Source organism: Novosphingobium sp., assembly GCF_027489515.1.
Classification (GTDB): domain Bacteria; phylum Pseudomonadota; class Alphaproteobacteria; order Sphingomonadales; family Sphingomonadaceae; genus Novosphingobium.
In genome coordinates this window covers 1-17,145 of record NZ_JAIXZS010000009.1, presented here as the reverse complement: position 1 = coordinate 17,145, position 17,145 = coordinate 1, and the positions used below count along the sequence as shown (strand labels likewise).

The following is a 17,145-nucleotide window of genomic DNA, read 5'->3' as shown; positions in this document are numbered from 1 at the left end:
GCCATTCTGCAGGGTGGAGCTACACGCTGCCTGCGCTCAGAATCGGCATTCCCGTGATTTCCCGTAGTCATTTCCCGCGCGTTCCCGCGCACCGCGGCTCAGCGTGCGAAGGCCCGCCGCATCAGCAAGCGCAAGGCGCGCGCGGCGCGTGCGGCTGCCGGGCCGTCTGCGGGCTCCAGCAAAGCGGCATCGGCCACGATCAGCGCGAAACCCCTGCCAATCCGGCACTGCGCGATGAGCCCAGCCTGCTCGACCCGGCAATCCTGCGCCGCGCCGGGAAGCACCGAGAGTTCACCGGGGGAGCGGACGGGAAACAGCATTCCCGCGATTTCCCCGCTCTCCCCCTTTTCGCGCAGCGCAAGACCCCAATGCGCCAAGATCGGGCCGAGCAGCACGGTATCAGCCGGACGCCGGGGATCGCCGAGCGGGAAGCGGCTCTCTGCTGTCAGCAGGGGATCGGCGAACAGCAGCAGGTGCCCGCCGCCGCGCACCCAGTTATCGAGCGCGACGTTTTCCGCCGGCTCGAGCGGACGCGGCTGTGCCATGACCAGATCGCCGAGCGCTTCCGGCGCGAGCAGCGTATCGAGCGGAACAGGGCGGCGGCCTTCCTCGAACACCGCGCGTGCCCAATGCGGCGGTGCCGGCGCGGCAAGCTGCCCCGCAACGCCATCCGCTTCGCTCCACAGGATCGGCAGGCTGGTGAACAGCCCGAGCGGAGGCTCGGGCCTTGGCAACGGCTTGCTGCACGCCGCCAGCGCAGCGACCGCGAAGATCAGAACCTTGCGAATGGGGCTCAGTTGCCGGCGGGACGCGGCGTCTGCCGGGCGGGCTTGGCGCCGTCCGCCACTGGCAGTTCGGGCGCAACGCCCATGTCGACCAGCGGATCGTTCGCGGTGCTGGGGCTCGCACTGGGGCTGGCGGCAACGGCAGGAGCGCCGCTGGTGGTGCGCTCGACCTGCTTGGCGCGGTCCATGATCACGTTGGCAAGGCTGACGATGAGGAGCATCCCGGCAAGGCCGAACAGCCCGATCTGGAGCCGGTGCACGGCCTGCGCGCGCAGTTCGCGCGGACCGGGATGCGCAGGCTGCAGCGCGGCAAGGCGCGCGGTTTCCGCCGCGGTTTCGCCAGCGTTCGGCACCGGTTCTGCCGCCGGGCTGCGATCAGGAATGAGGCCGAAGAGTGCCATCGGCTATGATATTACCCGCTTATGCGGCCAAGGGGAAGATCACCCGAGCCAAGGGAAGACCGGCAAGCCCTTCGCGCGCAGCCATTCGGGATTGTAGAGCGAAGAAAGATAGCGGAAGCCGGTGTCGCACAGGATCGTGGCGACCCGCTTGCCTGGCCCGAGCTGCTTGCCGAGCGCCACTGCGCCCGCCACGTTGATCCCGCTCGAGAGGCCGAGGCACAGCCCTTCCTCTGCCAGCAGGCGCCGCACCCATTCGAGGCCTTCCTCGTCCGAAATGCGGAACTGTGTGTCGATTGGCGCACCTTCGAGATTGGCGGTGATCCGCCCCTGCCCGATCCCTTCGGCGACCGATGAGCCTTCGGCCTTGAGTTCGCCGTGGGCATAGTAATTGTAGAGCGCGGCGCCGTGCGGATCGGCGAGGCCGATGGTCACGTTTTCATCAAAGGCCTTGAGGCCGAAACCCACGCCCGCGATCGTGCCGCCCGTACCCGCTGCGCAGATAAAGGCATCGACGCGGCCTTCCATCTGCGCCCAGATTTCCGGCGCGGTGCTTTCGATATGCGCGCGGCGGTTGGCGATATTATCGAACTGGTTGGCCCAGACCGCACCCTCGGTTTCCTCGGCAATGCGGCGCGAGGTGTGGACGAAGTGGCCCGGATTGGAAAACGGCGCGGCGGGGACCAGCACGAGTTCGGCCCTTAACGCGCGCAGCGTGTCCATCTTCTCGCGCGACTGCGTCTCGGGCATCACGATGACGGACTTGTAGCCAAGCGCATTGGCGACGAGCGCGAGGCCGATGCCGGTGTTGCCCGCAGTGCCTTCCACGATAGTGCCGCCCGGCTGAAGCGCGCCGCGCGCCTCCGCATCGCGCACGATCCACAGCGCGGCGCGGTCCTTCACCGAAGCGCCGGGATTGGCAAACTCGCACTTGCCGTAGATCTCGCAGCCCGCCGCTTCGCTCGGCCCCTTGAGCAGGACGAGCGGCGTGTTGCCGATGAGCGAAAGCGTATCAGGCACGATGGCGGGCGGCGGGACGGTCTGGGTCATAAGCGCCGAAGTAATGCGCCGCTGCGCTGGCCGCAATGCAATTGCGCTTGGGTGGCGGCAAGGGAGAGTGTGGGCGCGCTATTCGCGCCCTGCGCGGATCGCCCCTGCCGCAGCAAACGGCGCAATAGCCAGCGCAGCAAGGCTCGAGGCGGCGAGCAGCAGGAGGCCGCCCTCTCCGCCCGGTTGGAGCGAGCCTGCACCGAAGATCAGGAGCGGCACCGCGAGCGGGATCGCCAGCAATCCGCCCAGCGCCGCACCCGCGCGCAGGCCGGCGGTGAGCGCCGCAATGGTCACGCCGATAGCCGCCAGCCCCGGCGTGCCGAGCAGGAGCCCCACCTCGACCGTCCAGAGCTGCCCACCATCGAGATTGAGCAGGCCGGCGGAAAGCGGGGCTGCCAGCATGAGCGGCACGCCAAAGCTCAACCAATGCGCCAGAATGCGCAGCAGCAGCACGCCTTCCTCGGCAATCCCGCGCAGCGCCCACTGGTCAAAGAACCCCGCTTCGAGATCGGGCTCTACCAGCCGGTCGAGCGGGAGGATCGCTGCGAGCAAGGCAGCGACCCAGATCACCCCTGCACCGGTCCGCGCAAGAAGCTTCGCGTCTGGCCCCACCGCAAAGGGATAGAGCATGGCGACCGCGAGGAAGAACAGCAGCGGCAGGAGCGCCCCGCCCCGCCCCGGCGCGCCGAGCAGCAGCAGCGTGAGATCGCGCCGGAAGATCGTCCACAGCGCCTTCACGGCAGGTGCTCAAGCAGCGAAAGCGTGCGCAGCTTGCGCAATTGCAGCGGCTGGTGCGAGGCGATCACGGCGATGCCGCCGAGCGCGCGATGCGCCTCGATCGCGGCCTGCGCGCTTGCGCCCCAATGCGTGTCGAGCCCGTTCAAGGGTTCGTCCAGCAGCCAGATCCGGGCGCCGCTCGCCGCCAGCCGCGCCAGTGCGGCGCGCTTGCGCTGGCCGGTGGAGAGATAGCGCACCGGCACATCGAGCAGGTCTTCAAGACCGAAATCGGCGCGCGCTTCCCCGGCGCGATCGACTTTCCGCCAGAACGCGAGTGCCTCGCCCAGCGGCTGATGCGGATCGAGCGCGGGCCGTTCGTCCGAAAGCGCCAGCGCGCCCTCATGCTCGACATGACCGTTGTAGGCGCGCAGCAGCCCGGCCAGAATGCGCATGAGGCTGGACTTGCCGATACCGTTGGGCCCGGCAAGGTGCAGCGCCTCTCCGCCGGTCAGCTCGAAGCCAATGCCCTTGAACAGCAGCCGGTCACCGCGCCGGCAGGCAAGATCATAGGCAGCGAGACGGCACGGTTGCATCGTCCCTGCCGATAGGGGAAAGACGCCCCACTGCCAAGGAGACCGATTGTGGCCATTGCCCAGCTAACTGAAGCCGAACGCACCGCCGCCCTCGCCGCCCTTCCTGCGTGGTCCCTGCGCGAAGATGGCCTCGCGATCACACGCACCTTCCGCTTTGCCGATTTTGCCGAGGCTTTCGGCTTCATGAGCCGCGTGGCGATCCTTGCCGAGAAGGCCGATCACCATCCGGAGTGGTTCAACGTCTACAACCGCGTGGAAATCACGCTGACGACGCACGATGCAGGCGGCCTCAGCCAGCGCGACGTGGCGCTGGCGGGGGCAATCGACGGATTCGGGGGCTGATCGCCCTTACCCTGCGGCAGCCCCACCCGGCGTTATCTTCGGCGCAGCAATCCATTTGATCGCAAAACCGATCAGCACGGCGAGACCAAGACCGAGCCATGCCTTGAGATCGCTCTGCGCGATCAGCAGCGCGCAGATGGTGAGCGCGCCGGCCACCACCGCGAGCTTGCCCGCAGTCAGCGGCAACCCGCGCCGGCGGTGGACCATAGGCAGCGCCGCCGCGCAGGCGAGATAGACCACCAGCCGCGCCGCGACCGAGAGCACCGCCAGCGCGGCAAAGCCGCCGCTCATCGCCAGCAGCGCGACGACCGCATAGGTGAACACCACGGCATTGCGCGGAATGCCCGAACCGGCATGGATTACCCCGAACCAGCGCGGCAGCATCCCGATCTGCTCCAGCGCCAGCAGGCGGCGCGAGGTGTTCATCGGCGTGGTGATCACGTTGCCGAGGATCGAGAACGACGCCGCGCCGATGATCGCCGCCGCGCCGATCGCACCGGCGAGCATTGTTCCCATCGTGAGCAGCGAAGCCTTGTCCGCCGCGCCGGGCGCAAAGGCGGTGGCGACATAGCCCCAGGCGAGCGCCGAATAGAGCGCCACGGTGAACAGGAACACGCCCATGAGCGCGCGCGGAAAATCGGCTTTCGGATTGCGCGCCTCACCGCCGAGGCAGAGCGCGCCTTCAAAGCCGGTGAAGGCATAGACCGAAAGCAGAATGGCCTGCGCGAGTGACCACTCTCCCGCCGGGAGCAGCGCCGGGCCGCCCGCCAGCGCGGGGAGCGCGAGCGCCACCAGCAGCACCAGCGGTGTCAGTTTCGCCACCGTGATCAGCTTGGTCCAGCGATCGCTGTTGCGGATTTCGAGCAGATTGACCGTGAACGCGAGGGCGATTGCGGCGAGCACCACCGCGCCGTGCGCCAATGCGGTGCTCTGCGTCGCCGGCATGAAGCGCAGCACATAGTCTGCCAGCACATTGGCGTTGGCGGCGGAGGCCGCCGTGGTCGCAAGACACTGCACCCAGCCGGTCTGGAAACCCGCCGCCGTACCGAACGCCTCACGCACATAGATGATCGGGCCGCCGGTTTCGTCGAACAGGCCGGCGAGCCAGGCAAACACGAGAACGACCGGCAGGAACGCGAGCCCCACCCCGAGGATCACCAGCGGCGCCCATGATCCGGCAAATTGCGCCACCGATCCCGGCAGCGCGAACACACCCGCGCCGATGATGCCGTTGAGAATCAGCGCGGCAAGGCCCCACAGGCCGAAACCCCGGACAAGCTGGCCGGACGGCGCGGGCGACGTGGGACTGGTTGCGGACAAGGCCCGCTCAGCCCCCCATGGGGTTGCCCAGAGCGCCCACCTGTTTGCGCAGCGCCCCCGGCATCCAGCGCGCGGCGAAGCCGATCTTCCGGGCGGTCTTGCCCACCAGCGTGTGGAGCTTCTCGCCATGGACCGCGGCCCACGCCGCCTCGGCAACATCGCTCACCGCCGTTATCTCAAGCCCGGCAGAGGTGACGCGCCCCCGAATGTCCTCGTTCGAGGCACGGTTGGGCGCGTGATCAAGCAGCGGTGTCTCAATGAAGCTCGGCATCAGATCGCGCACGCGGATACCGTCTTCCTTCCACTCGCCATCAAGCGATTCCGTGATCCCGCGCACACCGAACTTGGTGGCCGAATAGATCGAGCCGCCCGGCACGCCGTAGATCCCCGCCGCGCTTGCGGTGTTGAGCAGGCACGAGCCGGGGCCGGCCGCCTTGAGGTACGGCCAGGCGGCCTGCGCGCCGAAGATCACGCCCTTGAGGTTGATGTCGAGCGTGCGCTCCACTTCCTCGGGGCTGCAATCGATGATCCGTCCGCCCAGGGGAATGCCGGCATTGTTGAACACGACGTCGATCTTGCCGCCCGCAGCCGCGGCACAATCCGCCAGCGCCATGTCCCACGCCGCGCGGTCGCGCACGTCGAGCTTGTGCTGCGAGGAAAAGCCGGCCGGGATCAGCGCCGCGGTGCCGGCCATTCCCTCTTCGTTGATATCGGCGATGCCGACGAACCAGCCCGCCCGGCCAAAGCGCTCGGCCACCGCGCGCCCGATGCCCGAAGCGCCCCCGGTGATGAAGATCGTCTTCTGGCCCACACCAAACGCCTCTGGTTGTTGTCGTCGGGCGTCAGACTACAGCGCCGGATTGTTATAGCAATGCCAGGTGAAGATGGCTGCGGCGCCGCGGTGCGGCCGCCAGTCTTCTGCCATGGCGCGGGCCTGTTTCTCGTCGGGACGCTCGGCCAGACCGAGAAGCTTGGCCATGCCCGCCTGCACCGCAAGATCACCCGCCGGCCAGATATCGGGCCGGCCTTCGGCAAACAGCAGGTAGATTTCCGCCGACCAGCGGCCGATGCCCTTGATGCGGGTCAGCTGGGCAATCGCGGCTTCGTCATCTTCGGGCAGCGCGGTGAGATCGAGTTCGCCGGTGATGACGAGCTCGCACAGGCTGCGCGCATAGCCCTGCTTCTGGCGCGAGAGGCCGCAGGCGCGCAGCGCATCGAAATCGGCGGCTAGCAGATCATGCGGCGGCATGTCATCGCCGAGCAGCGCCTCCAGCTTGGTCCAGACCGAGGCAGCGGCGGCCACGCTGACCTGCTGCCCGACGATCGTGCGCAGGAGCGTGGCATAGCCGCGCGGGCGGATACGGGGCTCGGGATGGCCGACGCGCGCGACCGCTTCGGCGATCTGCGGGCTCCTTGCGCCGACATGGGCGAGGCCCTCGGCAATCTGGCTGGCGGTGAGGCCCATACGTCTCAGCTTTCCTTTTGAGGCCATGATGCGGCGCAGCACCTTGCCAAAGCGCCCCCTGCGCGATAGCAGCGCCGGTCAAACGGGGCCAGAGCGCGCGTCCACCCCTGCCGGTGCGCGTTCAACAGGAGACAGAAACGATGCCGAAGCTTGTCGTGGTGAACCGCTCGGGTGAAGAATCCACTGTCGAGGCCGCTGCCGGCCTTTCGGTGATGGAAGCGATCCGCGACAACGGCTTCGACGAACTCCTCGCGCTGTGCGGCGGCTGCTGCTCGTGCGCGACCTGCCACATCTATGTCGACCCCGCTTTCACCGACAAGCTGCCGAAGATGAGCGAAGACGAGAACGACCTGCTCGAAAGCTCGGACCACCGGAACGACACCTCGCGCCTCTCGTGCCAGGTGCAGCTCACCGCCGATCTCGATGGCCTCAAGGTCACGATCGCGCCGGAAGACTGAGCAGATGCGCGGGGGGCCTGAAGCCCCCCGTTTCAGCACATTGAAACGCCCCGCCGCGGCCACGCGGACGGGGCGTTTTGCTGTGTGCGATTCGCGGCAATAGGAGGCTGCCCGCGGAGGCCCTGCAAATCACCCTTAGCCTGGCCAGATCGCGGTCCTGCGCGGCTGAACGCTTCCTGAACTCGCCGGGTAGCCGAGACGCTCCGCCGCGCGAAGCCATCACTTCACCGCAGCCACTTTACGAATGAAAAACCGATGTGGACTTTATGCCGCGTTGCCGCAAAGTCACACCACAAAATGCCTTAACGTTCACAAATATATACATAAAACTGTCACACATCCCCCTTAGCCGCCGCAGCACTTCACAGGCACATGAGGGAGATAATTATGCGCCTACTCACTGCACTGCTCGCCACGACGGCGTTCGCCGCCGCCACCAGCCCCGCCTTCGCCGCGCCCGAACCGCAGGACGCTCCCGCCGCGGCCGCCAGCGATGCCGCCGCGCCGGCTGACGACAGCGATGCCAACGCCATCGTCGTCTACGGCACCGGCAAGACCCGCCAGGTCCAGGAGCTTTCGGGCGCCGATCTCGCGATCCAGGCCGCCGGCACCAGCCCGCTTCGTGCGATCGCCAAGCTGCCTTCGGTGAACTTCCAGTCGGCCGACGCCTTCGGCACCTATGAATGGTCGACCCGCATCACGCTGCGCGGCTTCAACCAGAACCAGCTGGGCTTCAATCTCGACGGCATCCCGCTCGGCGACATGTCGTATGGCAACTACAACGGCCTCCACATCAGCCGCGCAATCACCGCGGAAAACATCGGTTCGACCGTGGTCAGCCAGGGTTCGGGCGCGATCGACACGCAGTCGACCAACAACCTCGGCGGCACGCTGAACTTCTATTCGATTGATCCCCGGAGCGCGCTCGGCCTCGATGCCAGCGGCACGTATGGCTCGAACAACACCTGGCGCGGCTTCCTGCGCGGCGGGATCGGCAGCGAAAGCGGCGCGCGCGCCTTCGCCTCGGTCGCCTACGCCACCACCGACAAGTGGAAGGGTGACGGCAAGCAGCGCCAGCTCAACGTCAATGCCAAGGGCATCGTGCCGCTCGGCAGCGTGACGCTCGACGGCTACTTCAGCTACTCCGACCGTGCCGAGCAGGACTATCAGGACCTCTCGCTCGATATGATCAAGCGCCTCGGCTATGATTGGGACAACTTCGGTCCGGGCAAGTATGCGCTGGCCGTTCAGGTGGCCGACATTGCCGCCAACCGCGGCGATAGCGGCACCACTCCGCTCAATCCCGCGGCAGGCACGGTCTATCCCGCGCCGATCAAGTCCATCGACGATGCCTACTATGACGCATCGGGCCTGCGCCGCGACACGCTCGCCGCGGTCGGCCTCACCGCGCCGCTCGCTTCGGCGCTGACGCTCAAGCTCAAGACCTACCTCCACAAGAACTCGGGCCAGGGCACCTGGGGCACACCTTACGTGAACAGCCCGACCGGCGTGCCGATGGCGCTGCGCACCACCGAATACGACATCAACCGCAAGGGCGTGTTCGGCAGCCTCAATGCCGATCTCGGCATGAACAACCTCACCATCGGCGCGTGGTACGAGAACAACGACTTCAATCAGGCGCGGCGCTTCTATGCTTATGCCAGCCGGACCAATCCGGGCCGCGACCACCTGAAGTTCCAGCACGATCCGTTCTTCACGCAGTGGGACATCGATTTCAACACCAAGACATTCCAGTACTACGTCGAGGACCAGATCAAGCTGGGCGATGCCACGATCAGCCTCGGCTGGAAGGGCTTCAAGGTGGACAACCACGCCCGGCCAATCGTCGCGGGCGGGCGCACTCAGGGTGATCTTTCGACCAAGGACTGGTTCCAGCCGCACGCGGGCGTGACCTATCGCTTCACCCCCGAGATCGAGGCTTTCGCCGGCTTCACCCAGGTGACGCGTGCCTTCGCCTCGGCCACCACGGCAGGTCCGTTCTCCTCGAGCCAGGCCGGGTTTGACGCAATCAAGCCCTTCCTCAAGCCCGAACAGTCGGACACCTATGAAGCGGGTCTGCGCTATAACAGCGGCATCTTCCACGGCGTGCTTGCGGGCTACATCGTGAACTTCCGCAACCGCCTGCTGGCGATCCCGACTTCGGTGGGCATCGTCGGCGCAGCCAACGCGCTGCAGAACGTCGGCGGCGTGCGCTCGGCGGGTATCGAGGCGAGCGGTGAACTGCGTCTCGGCCACGGCCTCTCGGTGCTGGCCTCCTACAGCTACAACGACAACACCTACCGCAACGACGTCGTCATCCGCACGAAGGACGCGCAAGGCAACGACGTGGTCACCACGATCCCGACCGCGGGCAAGACGGTGACCGACAGCCCCAAGCACCTTGTGCATGGCGAGATTTCGTACGATCAGGGGCCGCTCTACGGCCGGGTCGGGGTTGATTACATGTCGAAGCGTTACTTCACCTACACCAACGACCAGTCGGTCCCCGGCCGCGCGCTCGTCGATGCGACGCTCGGCTACCGGTTCGATCTGGGCATGCGCAAGCCGGTGGAGCTTCAGCTCAACGCGACCAACCTGTTCGACAAGCGCTATGTCGCCACGATCGGCTCGAACGGCTTCGGCAACAGCGGCGACAACCAGACGCTGCTTGCCGGCGCTCCGCGTCAGGTCTTCGCGACCGTGAAGGTGGGCTTCTGATGCGCCGCGCGCTTCCCCGGGCTCTTCCGGCCCTCGCCCTTGCGCTGGCTTCCGCCGCTCTGGCAGGGGAAGCGCGCGCTGCTCCCGTCCTTCTGATCTCCATCGACGGGCTCCGGCCCGCCGATGTGCAGGATGCCGAGGCGCGCGGTCTCAAGGTGCCCAACCTGCGGCGGTTCCTTGCCGAGGGGACCTATGCGACCGGCGTGGTCGGTGTGCTGCCGACCGTCACCTACCCCAGCCACACAACGCTGATCACCGGCGTGGCGCCTGCCCGGCACGGCATCGTCAACAACACCACCTACGATCCCACGCAGATCAACCAGGGCGGCTGGTTCTGGTATGCGCAGGACGACAAGGCCCGCACGCTGTGGGATGCGGCACATGATGCCGGCCTCACCACCGGCAATGTTCACTGGCCCGTCTCCGTCGCGGCGAAGAACGTGACGTGGAACCTCGCGCAGATCTGGCGCACCGGCCACCCGGATGATCGCCACCTGGTCGATGCGGTTTCCACGCCCGGCCTTATGGGCGAACTCGAACAGTCCGCGCGCGTGCCCTATGCCGATGGCAAGGCGGAAGACCTTCCGGCCGACGTCAACCGCGCGCGCTTCGGGACCGAGATGATCGCGAAGCACAAGCCGGGCTTCATGACGATGTACCTCGCCGCGCTCGATCACACGCAGCACGAAACCGGCCCCGGCTCGGCCCAGTCGCATGCGGTGCTGGAAACGCTCGATGGTCTCGTCGGTGATCTTGTCGCTGCTGAAATGCAGGCACATCCCGATGGGGTGATCGCGCTTGTCAGCGACCACGGCTTCGCGCCAGTCGATACCGTGATCAACCTCTACCGCCCGTTCATCGATGCGGGCCTCGTCACGCTCGGCCCGGACGGCAAGATCGCCAGCGCGGATGCAACGCCGTGGGGCTCGGGCGGGTCCTTCGCGATCCGCCTTGCCCGGCCGAATGATGCCGCGCTCAAGGCCAAGGTGAAGGCGGTGCTGGACAAGCTGGCCGCGGACCCTGCTGCGAAGATCGATCAGGTGATCGATGCTGCGCAGACCAAGGCGCTGGGCGGCAATCCCGAGGCGAGCTTCTACGTGAACCTCAAGCTGGGCGCAGTTGCCGGACCATTCGTGAACGGCAATCTGCCACTGGCCTTCCCCTCGCCGGTCAAGGGCATGCACGGCTACTTCCCGGCCACGCCCGAGATGCGCTCGACCTTCATGATCATGGGCAAGGGCATCCCGAAGGCGCGCAAGCTTGGCGAAATCGACATGCGCGCGATTGCGCCGACACTGGCAAGGCTGATGGGCGGCGTGCTGCCGGATGCGGAGAAGCCGGCGATCGATCTGGCGAAGTAGCGCCTACCAGCCCCGGCTGCCGGGTCCGCCCTTGAAGGGCCCGGCCACCGTGCTCGTGATCCATCCGCCATAGAATGCGCCCGGCTGGGGAATCACCGTCTCGCCGTCCACGCTGCACCGGGCAAACGGCGCGGCATAAAAGGCGACATGATCCTTGAGCGCGAGGAAGCCGCGGGTTGGGCTCGGATAACTCCAGCCGACCTGCGGCAGGACCACGCCCTCCACCACCACATCCCAATAGACCGCCGCGCCTTTCCATTCGCACATCGAGGAACCGGCAGCGCGCCGCAGCACCCCCGGCGCGATGTCGTCGGGATGGATGTAGTAGCTTGGCGGATGGCTGGTCTCGAGCGTCTGCACCGAGCGGCAGGTATCGGCAATGATCCGGCCGCCATGTTCGATCACCACATGCGCGGTGCAGAGCCGCGCCACGGCGGGGCGGGGATAGTCCCACACGCTTTCCTGCCCGGGCAGGACGGGATCGGGTTCAGGCCACATCAGCAAGTCTTCCCATCACCAACCAGATTTGGATCGGCAGGAAGGGGGAATTGGGCGGCTATGGCAATACGGCCTTAGAGGCGCAGGCCTGCGGTTTCAGGCAGACCGCTCATCAGGTTGAGGCTTTGCACCGCCGCGCCGCTGGCGCCCTTGCCGAGGTTGTCGAGCAGCGCGACGAGGCGCGCCTGCGTGCCGTCCTTGCTGCCGAAGACATAGAGGTCGAGCCCGTCACGCGGCGCATCAGAGCGGCGCAGCAGCAGTTCATCGGGCACCCCGTCCAGCACGCGGACCAGCGGGCTGCCTTCATAGAATGCTGCAAGCGCCTCGCGCAGCGCATCGGGCGCTGCAGCACCGGGCATTGCGGCGAGCGGCACGGGCACTTCGACGACCATGCCACGATGGGCAGGGATTACGGCGGGCGCGAAGATCGGGGCGTGGATCAGGCCAGCGTGGCCTTGCATCTCCGCCACGTGTTTGTGGCCAAGGCCGAGACCATAGGCGCGGAAGGCGATATCCGGATCGTCCTCGAAGCGCGCGATCAGCGCCTTGCCACCGCCCGAATAGCCGGAGACCGCGTTCACCGTGTAAGGCCAGTCCGCCGGCAGCAGCCCGGCGCGCAGCAGCGGCACGAGGAGGCCGAGAAAGCCGGTGGGATAGCAGCCGGGGTTCGAGACCCGCTTGGCCTGCGCCACCGCCTCGCGGCCGACGATCTCCGGAAAACCATAAGTCCAGCCCGGCGCCACGCGGTGCGCGGTCGAGGCGTCGATCACGCGGGTCTTGTCATTGGTGATGAGCGAGACTGCCTCGCGCGCGGCATCATCGGGCAGGCACAGGATCGCGACATCGGCCGCGTTCAGCGCCGCGGCGCGCGCGCCGGCATCCTTGCGCTCGGCATCGTTCAGCGCGATCAGGCTGAATTCGCTTCTGCCCGCGAGCCGGTCTGCGATCTCGAGGCCGGTGGTGCCCGCCGCGCCGTCGATGAAGACCTGAACGGTCATGGCTCCAGCGCCGTCAGCGGGAGATAGCCGACGAGGCCATCCTCGCCCTGCTGTCCCCAGCCCCAGCCGCCCACCGCATCGAGCAGGTTGAAGGTCTCGCCCGCCGCCAGCGTGCCGAGCGCGTCGGCATCCTCGCGGCCTGCGTTGCGCAGGGTCGCCCCGGCCGCGCCCACCGTGCGGGGCATCGGCACGGCATAGTGCGAGACGAAGACCTGCCCGGCATAGCGCACATGCGCCAGATCGCCGCGCACCGCGCGGGTATGCGCCTCTGCAACGAACTTGGGCGCAGGCCCCGTCAGCGCATGCGACGTCTTCAGGCTCGTCTCGATCAGATCGGTCACGTCAGGCTTTCCGGCAAAGGCGAAAGCCGGGCGCTTAGAGGCATCGGGCTCAGGGTTCAAGGCGTGTGGCTCACGCGGCGGTTCGGGCAAAGCGCGACAGGATGAGGCCCCAGGCTGCGCGCAGGCCCAGCGCCTCGCCGCCCTTGGGCCGGCCGGGCTTGGCGGCAGGGCGCCAGGCGAAGGTGTCGAAGTGTGCCCAGTCCACCCCTTCGGCCACAAACCGGTCGAGGAACAGCGCCGCCACGGTCGCCCCGGCGAACCCGCCCGAGGGGCTGTTCTGCAGGTCCGCCACATCCGATTTCAGCATCTCGCGGTAGCCGTCGTGGAGCGGCAGTCGCCAGCACGGGTCATCGCGCTCGAGACCGGCAGAGAGCAGGCCGTTCGCTGTTTCGTCCGTCCGCGCAAACATTGCGGGAAGATCGGGCCCGAGCGCCACGCGCGCCGCGCCCGTCAGCGTCGCGAAGTCGATCAGCAGTTCGGGCTTCGTTTCGCAGGCGCGGACCAGCGCATCGCCAAGCACGAGGCGGCCTTCGGCATCGGTATTGGTGATCTCGACCGATAGCCCGGCGCGCGAGCGCAGCACATCGCCGGGGCGGAAGGCATTGCCCGAAACCGCATTCTCCACCGCCGGGACCAGCACGTGAAGCCGCACCGGCAGGTCTGCCCCCATGACAAGGCCCGCCAATGCCAAGGCGTGGGCGGCGCCGCCCATGTCCTTCTTCATGAGCGCCATGGCGGAGCTTGGCTTCATGTCGAGCCCGCCGGAATCGAAGCACACGCCCTTGCCCACAATGGCGAGGCGCGGGTGCGCCGGATCGCCCCATTCGATCTCGATCAGCCGGGGCGCATGGCTGCGTGCCGCTGCGCGGCCCACCGCGTGGACCATCGGATAATCGCGCTCCAGCGCATCGCCGGAGACGACATGGATCGTGGCATGGTGCGCCTTGGCCAGCGCGCGGGCTTCCGCTTCGAGCTGCGCCGGCCCCATGTCCTCCGCCGGCGTATTGACGAGATCGCGCACGCGGATGACCGCATCGGCCTCGGCCAGCGCCGCGTTCATGGCGCCGAGGGCTCCTGTCAGCAGAAGGCGCGCGCCTTTGTCCGAGGGCTCGCTGCGATAACGGTCAAAGCGGTACTGCGCGAGCCGCCAGCCGATCAGCGCAGGCCCTTCCGCGCCGGGATTGGCAAGTCGGTATGTCCCGGCGGGGAGCCGGTCGGCCAGCGGCGCAAGGCACCAGCTTGAAAGCTTCGCCGGATCGGCAACGCCGCCAATCGCGAACCAGCCCTCGCCCGCCCCGGCCGCATCCGGCACGATCGCGGTTTCCCCCGCACCGCCTTCGAAGCCTTGCCCGGCGAGCACCGCACGCTGTGCGGCAGTCAGGGCCGCCAGCCAGCCTGGCAGGCTCGCCTTGTCGGTCAAATGGAGCGGTATGGCCTTCTGGCCGCGATCGGGCTGGATCAGTGCATCAAGCTGGTTCATCGTGGCCGTGATCCTTGCCGCAGCTTCGCGGCGAGTGCGAGAGGAAACTGCATGAACCGCCTGCCTGCCCCTAAGGCCAAGACCGCGATCCTGCTGCTCGCGCCCATGCTGGTCCCCTTGCTGACCCTCGCTGCCTGCCAGCAGACAAGCTCCACGGATACACCTCCGACCATCGCGCCTTCGGCAAGCACCGCCGTACCAGTGCCAGCACCCGTGCCGCCCAGCCAGACCGCCGCCGCACGCAAGGTCTCCGAGAAGACCGACCTCTACGAGTTCGATTACAGCTATCCGATCGAAGCCGCTGCCATTCCTGATCTGCGCGACTGGCTGGAGGCCGATCTCGGCCGCACCAAGGCCGCGCTCGTCGCCGATGCCAAGGAGGGGCGTGAGGCTGCCATGGCGGGCGGTTATCCCTTCAACGCCTATACCGCCACGAGCAACTGGCAGGTGGTGACCGACCTGCCTGGCTGGCTCAGCCTGTCGACGCTGGTCGGCAGCTACACCGGCGGCGCGCACCCCAATTACGGCTTCGACGCGTTCCTGTGGGACAAGACACCGAACCAGAAGCGCGCCGCAGCCGACCTTTTCACCTCGAAGGCGGCGCTGAAAGCGGCGGTGCTGAAGGCGTTCTGCGCCGAACTGCAGCGCCAGCGCGCGAAGAAGCGCGAAGGCGCGCAGCTTGGCGATCCTGAAGACGAGTTCAACACGTGCATCGATCCGACCGAGCAGACCGTGATCCTCGGATCGAAAGGTCGCAAGGGTTTCGATCGTATCGGTTTCCTCGTTGCCCCCTACAATGCCGGTCCCTACGCGGAAGGCAGCTATGAAGTGACCCTGCCCGTGACTGCTGCGGTGATTGCTGCCGCCAAACCCGAATACAAGGCCGCCTTTATGGCCCAGTGATCTCGCAATTCGGGACAAGACACGCTACATGGGCGGGATGACCGACTATGTAATCGCTGATGAAACCGATGTGATGCCGCGCGACGGCACGATCAAGCTGCATGGCCCTGCAGGCTTTGAAGGCATGCGCAAGGCCGGGCGCCTTGCCGCCGAAATCCTTGATGCGCTGGTGCCGATGGTCCAGCCCGGCGTCTCCACCGCCGCAATCGATGATGTCGTGCGGCAGATGACGCTCGATGGCGGCGCGGTGCCTGCCACGCTCGGCTACCGCGGCTATACCCATTCGTGCTGCGTCTCGATCAACCATGTGGTGTGCCACGGCATACCGTCCGAAGCCCGCATCCTGCGCGAAGGCGATATCGTCAATATCGACGTCACCCCGCTGCTCGATGGCTGGCACGGCGATTCCAGCCGCATGTACCTTGTCGGCGATGTGGCGCTCAAAGCGAAGCGGCTCGTGGACGTGACCTACGAATGCCTGATGATCGGCATTGAGCAGGTGAAGCCCGGCGCGCGGCTCGGCGATATCGGCGCGGCGATCCAGGCCCATGCCGAACGCCACCGCTACGGCGTGGTCCGCGAATTCTGCGGGCACGGCTTGGGGCGCCTGTTTCACGATGCGCCCGAGGTGATCCACGCCGCGCACAAGGGCACTGGGCCGGAGCTGAAGCCCGGCATGTTCTTCACGATCGAGCCGATGATCAACCTCGGCAAGGCAGGGGTGAAGCTCCTCGATGATGGCTGGACGGCGGTAACGCGCGACCGCTCGCTCTCTGCGCAGTTCGAGCATTCGATCGGCGTGACCGAGACGGGCTGCGAGATCTTCACCCTGAGCCCGGCCGGGCAGCACCGCCCGCCCTACGCGGGCTGAAATCAGGCTACCTGCCTAAAAATCAGGCAGACTTTGCGCAAAACTTGTGCAGCAATCGGTCGTTCACGCGCAACTTGCGCAATGCGCAGCCGCGTGCGGGCCTTGCATTCTTGCCGGAGCGGCGGATTTCCTGCTTTCGCGCCGCCCATTCCTGTCCTAGTGAAGCGCTAGATCCGCGTGGCACGATTCTTGGATAGCATTTCCGGTATCGGGCTCCGTACGAATACCAACCGCCGGACAAGGGCCTTGGCCCGGGAACCGGTCTGCCTGCAGGGATTGATCGAGTGAAAAAGGTCGAAGCGATCATCAAGCCCTTCAAGCTGGACGAGGTGAAGGAAGCGCTGCACGAAATCGGCGTTTCTGGCATCACCGTCACCGAAGCCAAAGGCTTCGGCCGGCAGAAGGGCCATACCGAACTCTATCGCGGCGCCGAATATGTCGTCGACTTCCTGCCCAAGGTGAAGCTCGAGGTGGTGGTAACCGACGCGATGGTCGAGCGGGTGGTCGAAGCGATCGCATCCGCCGCGCAGACCGGCCGCATCGGCGATGGCAAGATCTTCGTCTTCGCGGTGGAAAGCGCCCTGCGCATCCGCACGGGCGAGCGCGATAACGACGCGATTTAGTATCCGATCAATTTCAACCGGGGGCGGCTGCGGGCCGGCAGCGTCTCCAGACTTGTGAAACCCAGTTTCGTTCACTGAGCGCCCCTGCATGGGCCGGGGCCAGTTAAAGGACCAGCGATGGCTACTGCAAAGGAAATTCTCGCTCGCATCAAGGACGAGGAAATCGAATGGGTTGATCTGCGCTTCACCGATCCCAAGGGCAAGTGGCAGCACCTCACGATGGT

At 66.7% G+C, this 17,145-nt stretch carries 19 protein-coding genes; 7 read left to right on the top strand and 12 right to left on the bottom strand.

Annotated features, from left to right (window positions below):
* Positions 1-98: 98 nt before the first annotated feature.
* The 5 genes from Q0082_RS00570 to ccmA form a co-directional block, all read right to left on the bottom strand.
* Complete coding sequence (locus tag Q0082_RS00570) at positions 99-734, bottom strand: ABC transporter (RefSeq protein WP_298188704.1); 636 nt, start codon at positions 732-734, stop codon at positions 99-101.
* 59 nt (positions 735-793) lie between these two features.
* A complete protein-coding gene (locus Q0082_RS00565) occupies positions 794-1,186 on the bottom strand; it encodes a hypothetical protein (RefSeq protein WP_298188702.1) in 393 nt (130 codons plus the stop codon).
* 39 nt (positions 1,187-1,225) lie between these two features.
* On the bottom strand, positions 1,226-2,233 hold the full coding sequence (locus tag Q0082_RS00560; RefSeq protein WP_298188700.1) for a cysteine synthase A: 1,008 nt from the start codon (positions 2,231-2,233) through the stop codon (positions 1,226-1,228).
* A gap of 78 nt (positions 2,234-2,311) precedes the next feature.
* Positions 2,312-2,971 carry a heme exporter protein CcmB gene (gene ccmB, locus Q0082_RS00555; RefSeq protein WP_298188698.1) on the bottom strand — a complete coding sequence of 220 codons (660 nt, stop codon included), beginning with the start codon at positions 2,969-2,971 and terminating at the stop codon, positions 2,312-2,314.
* The gene (ccmA, locus tag Q0082_RS00550) at positions 2,968-3,543 is read right to left on the bottom strand and encodes a heme ABC exporter ATP-binding protein CcmA (protein ID WP_298188696.1); all 576 of its coding nucleotides are present in this window, start codon (positions 3,541-3,543) and stop codon (positions 2,968-2,970) included. The genes ccmB and ccmA overlap by 4 nt, the downstream gene beginning before the upstream one ends.
* A gap of 48 nt (positions 3,544-3,591) precedes the next feature.
* Here ccmA and Q0082_RS00545 point away from each other — a divergent pair, with 48 nt between their 5' ends.
* The gene (locus tag Q0082_RS00545; protein ID WP_298188694.1) at positions 3,592-3,885 is read left to right on the top strand and encodes a 4a-hydroxytetrahydrobiopterin dehydratase; all 294 of its coding nucleotides are present in this window, start codon (positions 3,592-3,594) and stop codon (positions 3,883-3,885) included.
* 6 nt (positions 3,886-3,891) lie between these two features.
* Here Q0082_RS00545 and Q0082_RS00540 read toward each other — a convergent pair whose 3' ends face one another.
* Genes Q0082_RS00540 through Q0082_RS00530 form a run of 3 tightly spaced genes read right to left on the bottom strand, consistent with a single transcriptional unit; the run spans position 3,892 to position 6,670 of the window.
* Positions 3,892-5,205 (bottom strand): APC family permease, encoded by a 1,314-nt coding sequence (locus tag Q0082_RS00540; protein ID WP_298188692.1) that lies wholly within the window; start codon positions 5,203-5,205, stop codon positions 3,892-3,894.
* 7 nt (positions 5,206-5,212) lie between these two features.
* Positions 5,213-6,016: an SDR family oxidoreductase gene (locus Q0082_RS00535; RefSeq protein ID WP_298188690.1), complete on the bottom strand. Its 804-nt coding sequence runs from the start codon at positions 6,014-6,016 to the stop codon at positions 5,213-5,215.
* Between the two features lie 36 nt (positions 6,017-6,052).
* A complete protein-coding gene (locus tag Q0082_RS00530; RefSeq protein WP_298188688.1) occupies positions 6,053-6,670 on the bottom strand; it encodes a DNA-3-methyladenine glycosylase 2 family protein in 618 nt (205 codons plus the stop codon).
* 140 nt (positions 6,671-6,810) lie between these two features.
* On the opposite strand from Q0082_RS00530, the gene Q0082_RS00525 reads away from it, so the two are divergent.
* The 3 genes from Q0082_RS00525 (at position 6,811) to Q0082_RS00515 (ending at position 11,207) form a co-directional block, all read left to right on the top strand.
* The gene (locus tag Q0082_RS00525) at positions 6,811-7,128 is read left to right on the top strand and encodes a 2Fe-2S iron-sulfur cluster-binding protein (RefSeq protein ID WP_067912883.1); all 318 of its coding nucleotides are present in this window, start codon (positions 6,811-6,813) and stop codon (positions 7,126-7,128) included.
* A gap of 387 nt (positions 7,129-7,515) precedes the next feature.
* Positions 7,516-9,846 (top strand): TonB-dependent receptor, encoded by a 2,331-nt coding sequence (locus Q0082_RS00520; protein ID WP_298188684.1) that lies wholly within the window; start codon positions 7,516-7,518, stop codon positions 9,844-9,846.
* Positions 9,846-11,207 (top strand): ectonucleotide pyrophosphatase/phosphodiesterase, encoded by a 1,362-nt coding sequence (locus Q0082_RS00515; RefSeq protein WP_298188682.1) that lies wholly within the window; start codon positions 9,846-9,848, stop codon positions 11,205-11,207. The genes Q0082_RS00520 and Q0082_RS00515 overlap by 1 nt, the downstream gene beginning before the upstream one ends.
* A 3-nt stretch (positions 11,208-11,210) precedes the next feature.
* On the opposite strand, the gene Q0082_RS00510 is transcribed toward Q0082_RS00515, so the two are convergent.
* From Q0082_RS00510 to Q0082_RS00495, 4 genes are all read right to left on the bottom strand, one after another.
* Positions 11,211-11,705 carry a DUF427 domain-containing protein gene (locus Q0082_RS00510; RefSeq protein WP_298188680.1) on the bottom strand — a complete coding sequence of 165 codons (495 nt, stop codon included), beginning with the start codon at positions 11,703-11,705 and terminating at the stop codon, positions 11,211-11,213.
* Between the two features lie 74 nt (positions 11,706-11,779).
* Positions 11,780-12,703 (bottom strand): N-acetyl-gamma-glutamyl-phosphate reductase, encoded by a 924-nt coding sequence (gene argC / locus Q0082_RS00505; RefSeq protein ID WP_298188678.1) that lies wholly within the window; start codon positions 12,701-12,703, stop codon positions 11,780-11,782.
* On the bottom strand, positions 12,700-13,104 hold the full coding sequence (locus Q0082_RS00500; protein ID WP_298188676.1) for an SH3 domain-containing protein: 405 nt from the start codon (positions 13,102-13,104) through the stop codon (positions 12,700-12,702). Before Q0082_RS00500 ends, argC begins: the two co-directional genes overlap by 4 nt.
* Before the next feature lie 10 nt (positions 13,105-13,114).
* Positions 13,115-14,524: a M17 family metallopeptidase gene (locus Q0082_RS00495; protein ID WP_298188675.1), complete on the bottom strand. Its 1,410-nt coding sequence runs from the start codon at positions 14,522-14,524 to the stop codon at positions 13,115-13,117.
* Positions 14,525-14,575: 51 nt separating this feature from the next.
* Here Q0082_RS00495 and Q0082_RS00490 point away from each other — a divergent pair, with 51 nt between their 5' ends.
* The 3 genes from Q0082_RS00490 (at position 14,576) to Q0082_RS00480 (ending at position 16,921) form a co-directional block, all read left to right on the top strand.
* Positions 14,576-15,427, top strand: a complete 852-nt coding sequence (locus Q0082_RS00490; RefSeq protein WP_298188672.1) for a DUF4163 domain-containing protein — start codon at positions 14,576-14,578, stop codon at positions 15,425-15,427.
* 37 nt (positions 15,428-15,464) lie between these two features.
* Positions 15,465-16,298, top strand: a complete 834-nt coding sequence (map, locus tag Q0082_RS00485; protein WP_298188735.1) for a type I methionyl aminopeptidase — start codon at positions 15,465-15,467, stop codon at positions 16,296-16,298.
* A gap of 284 nt (positions 16,299-16,582) precedes the next feature.
* Positions 16,583-16,921 (top strand): P-II family nitrogen regulator, encoded by a 339-nt coding sequence (locus Q0082_RS00480; RefSeq protein ID WP_298188670.1) that lies wholly within the window; start codon positions 16,583-16,585, stop codon positions 16,919-16,921.
* Positions 16,922-17,145 lie beyond the last annotated feature (224 nt).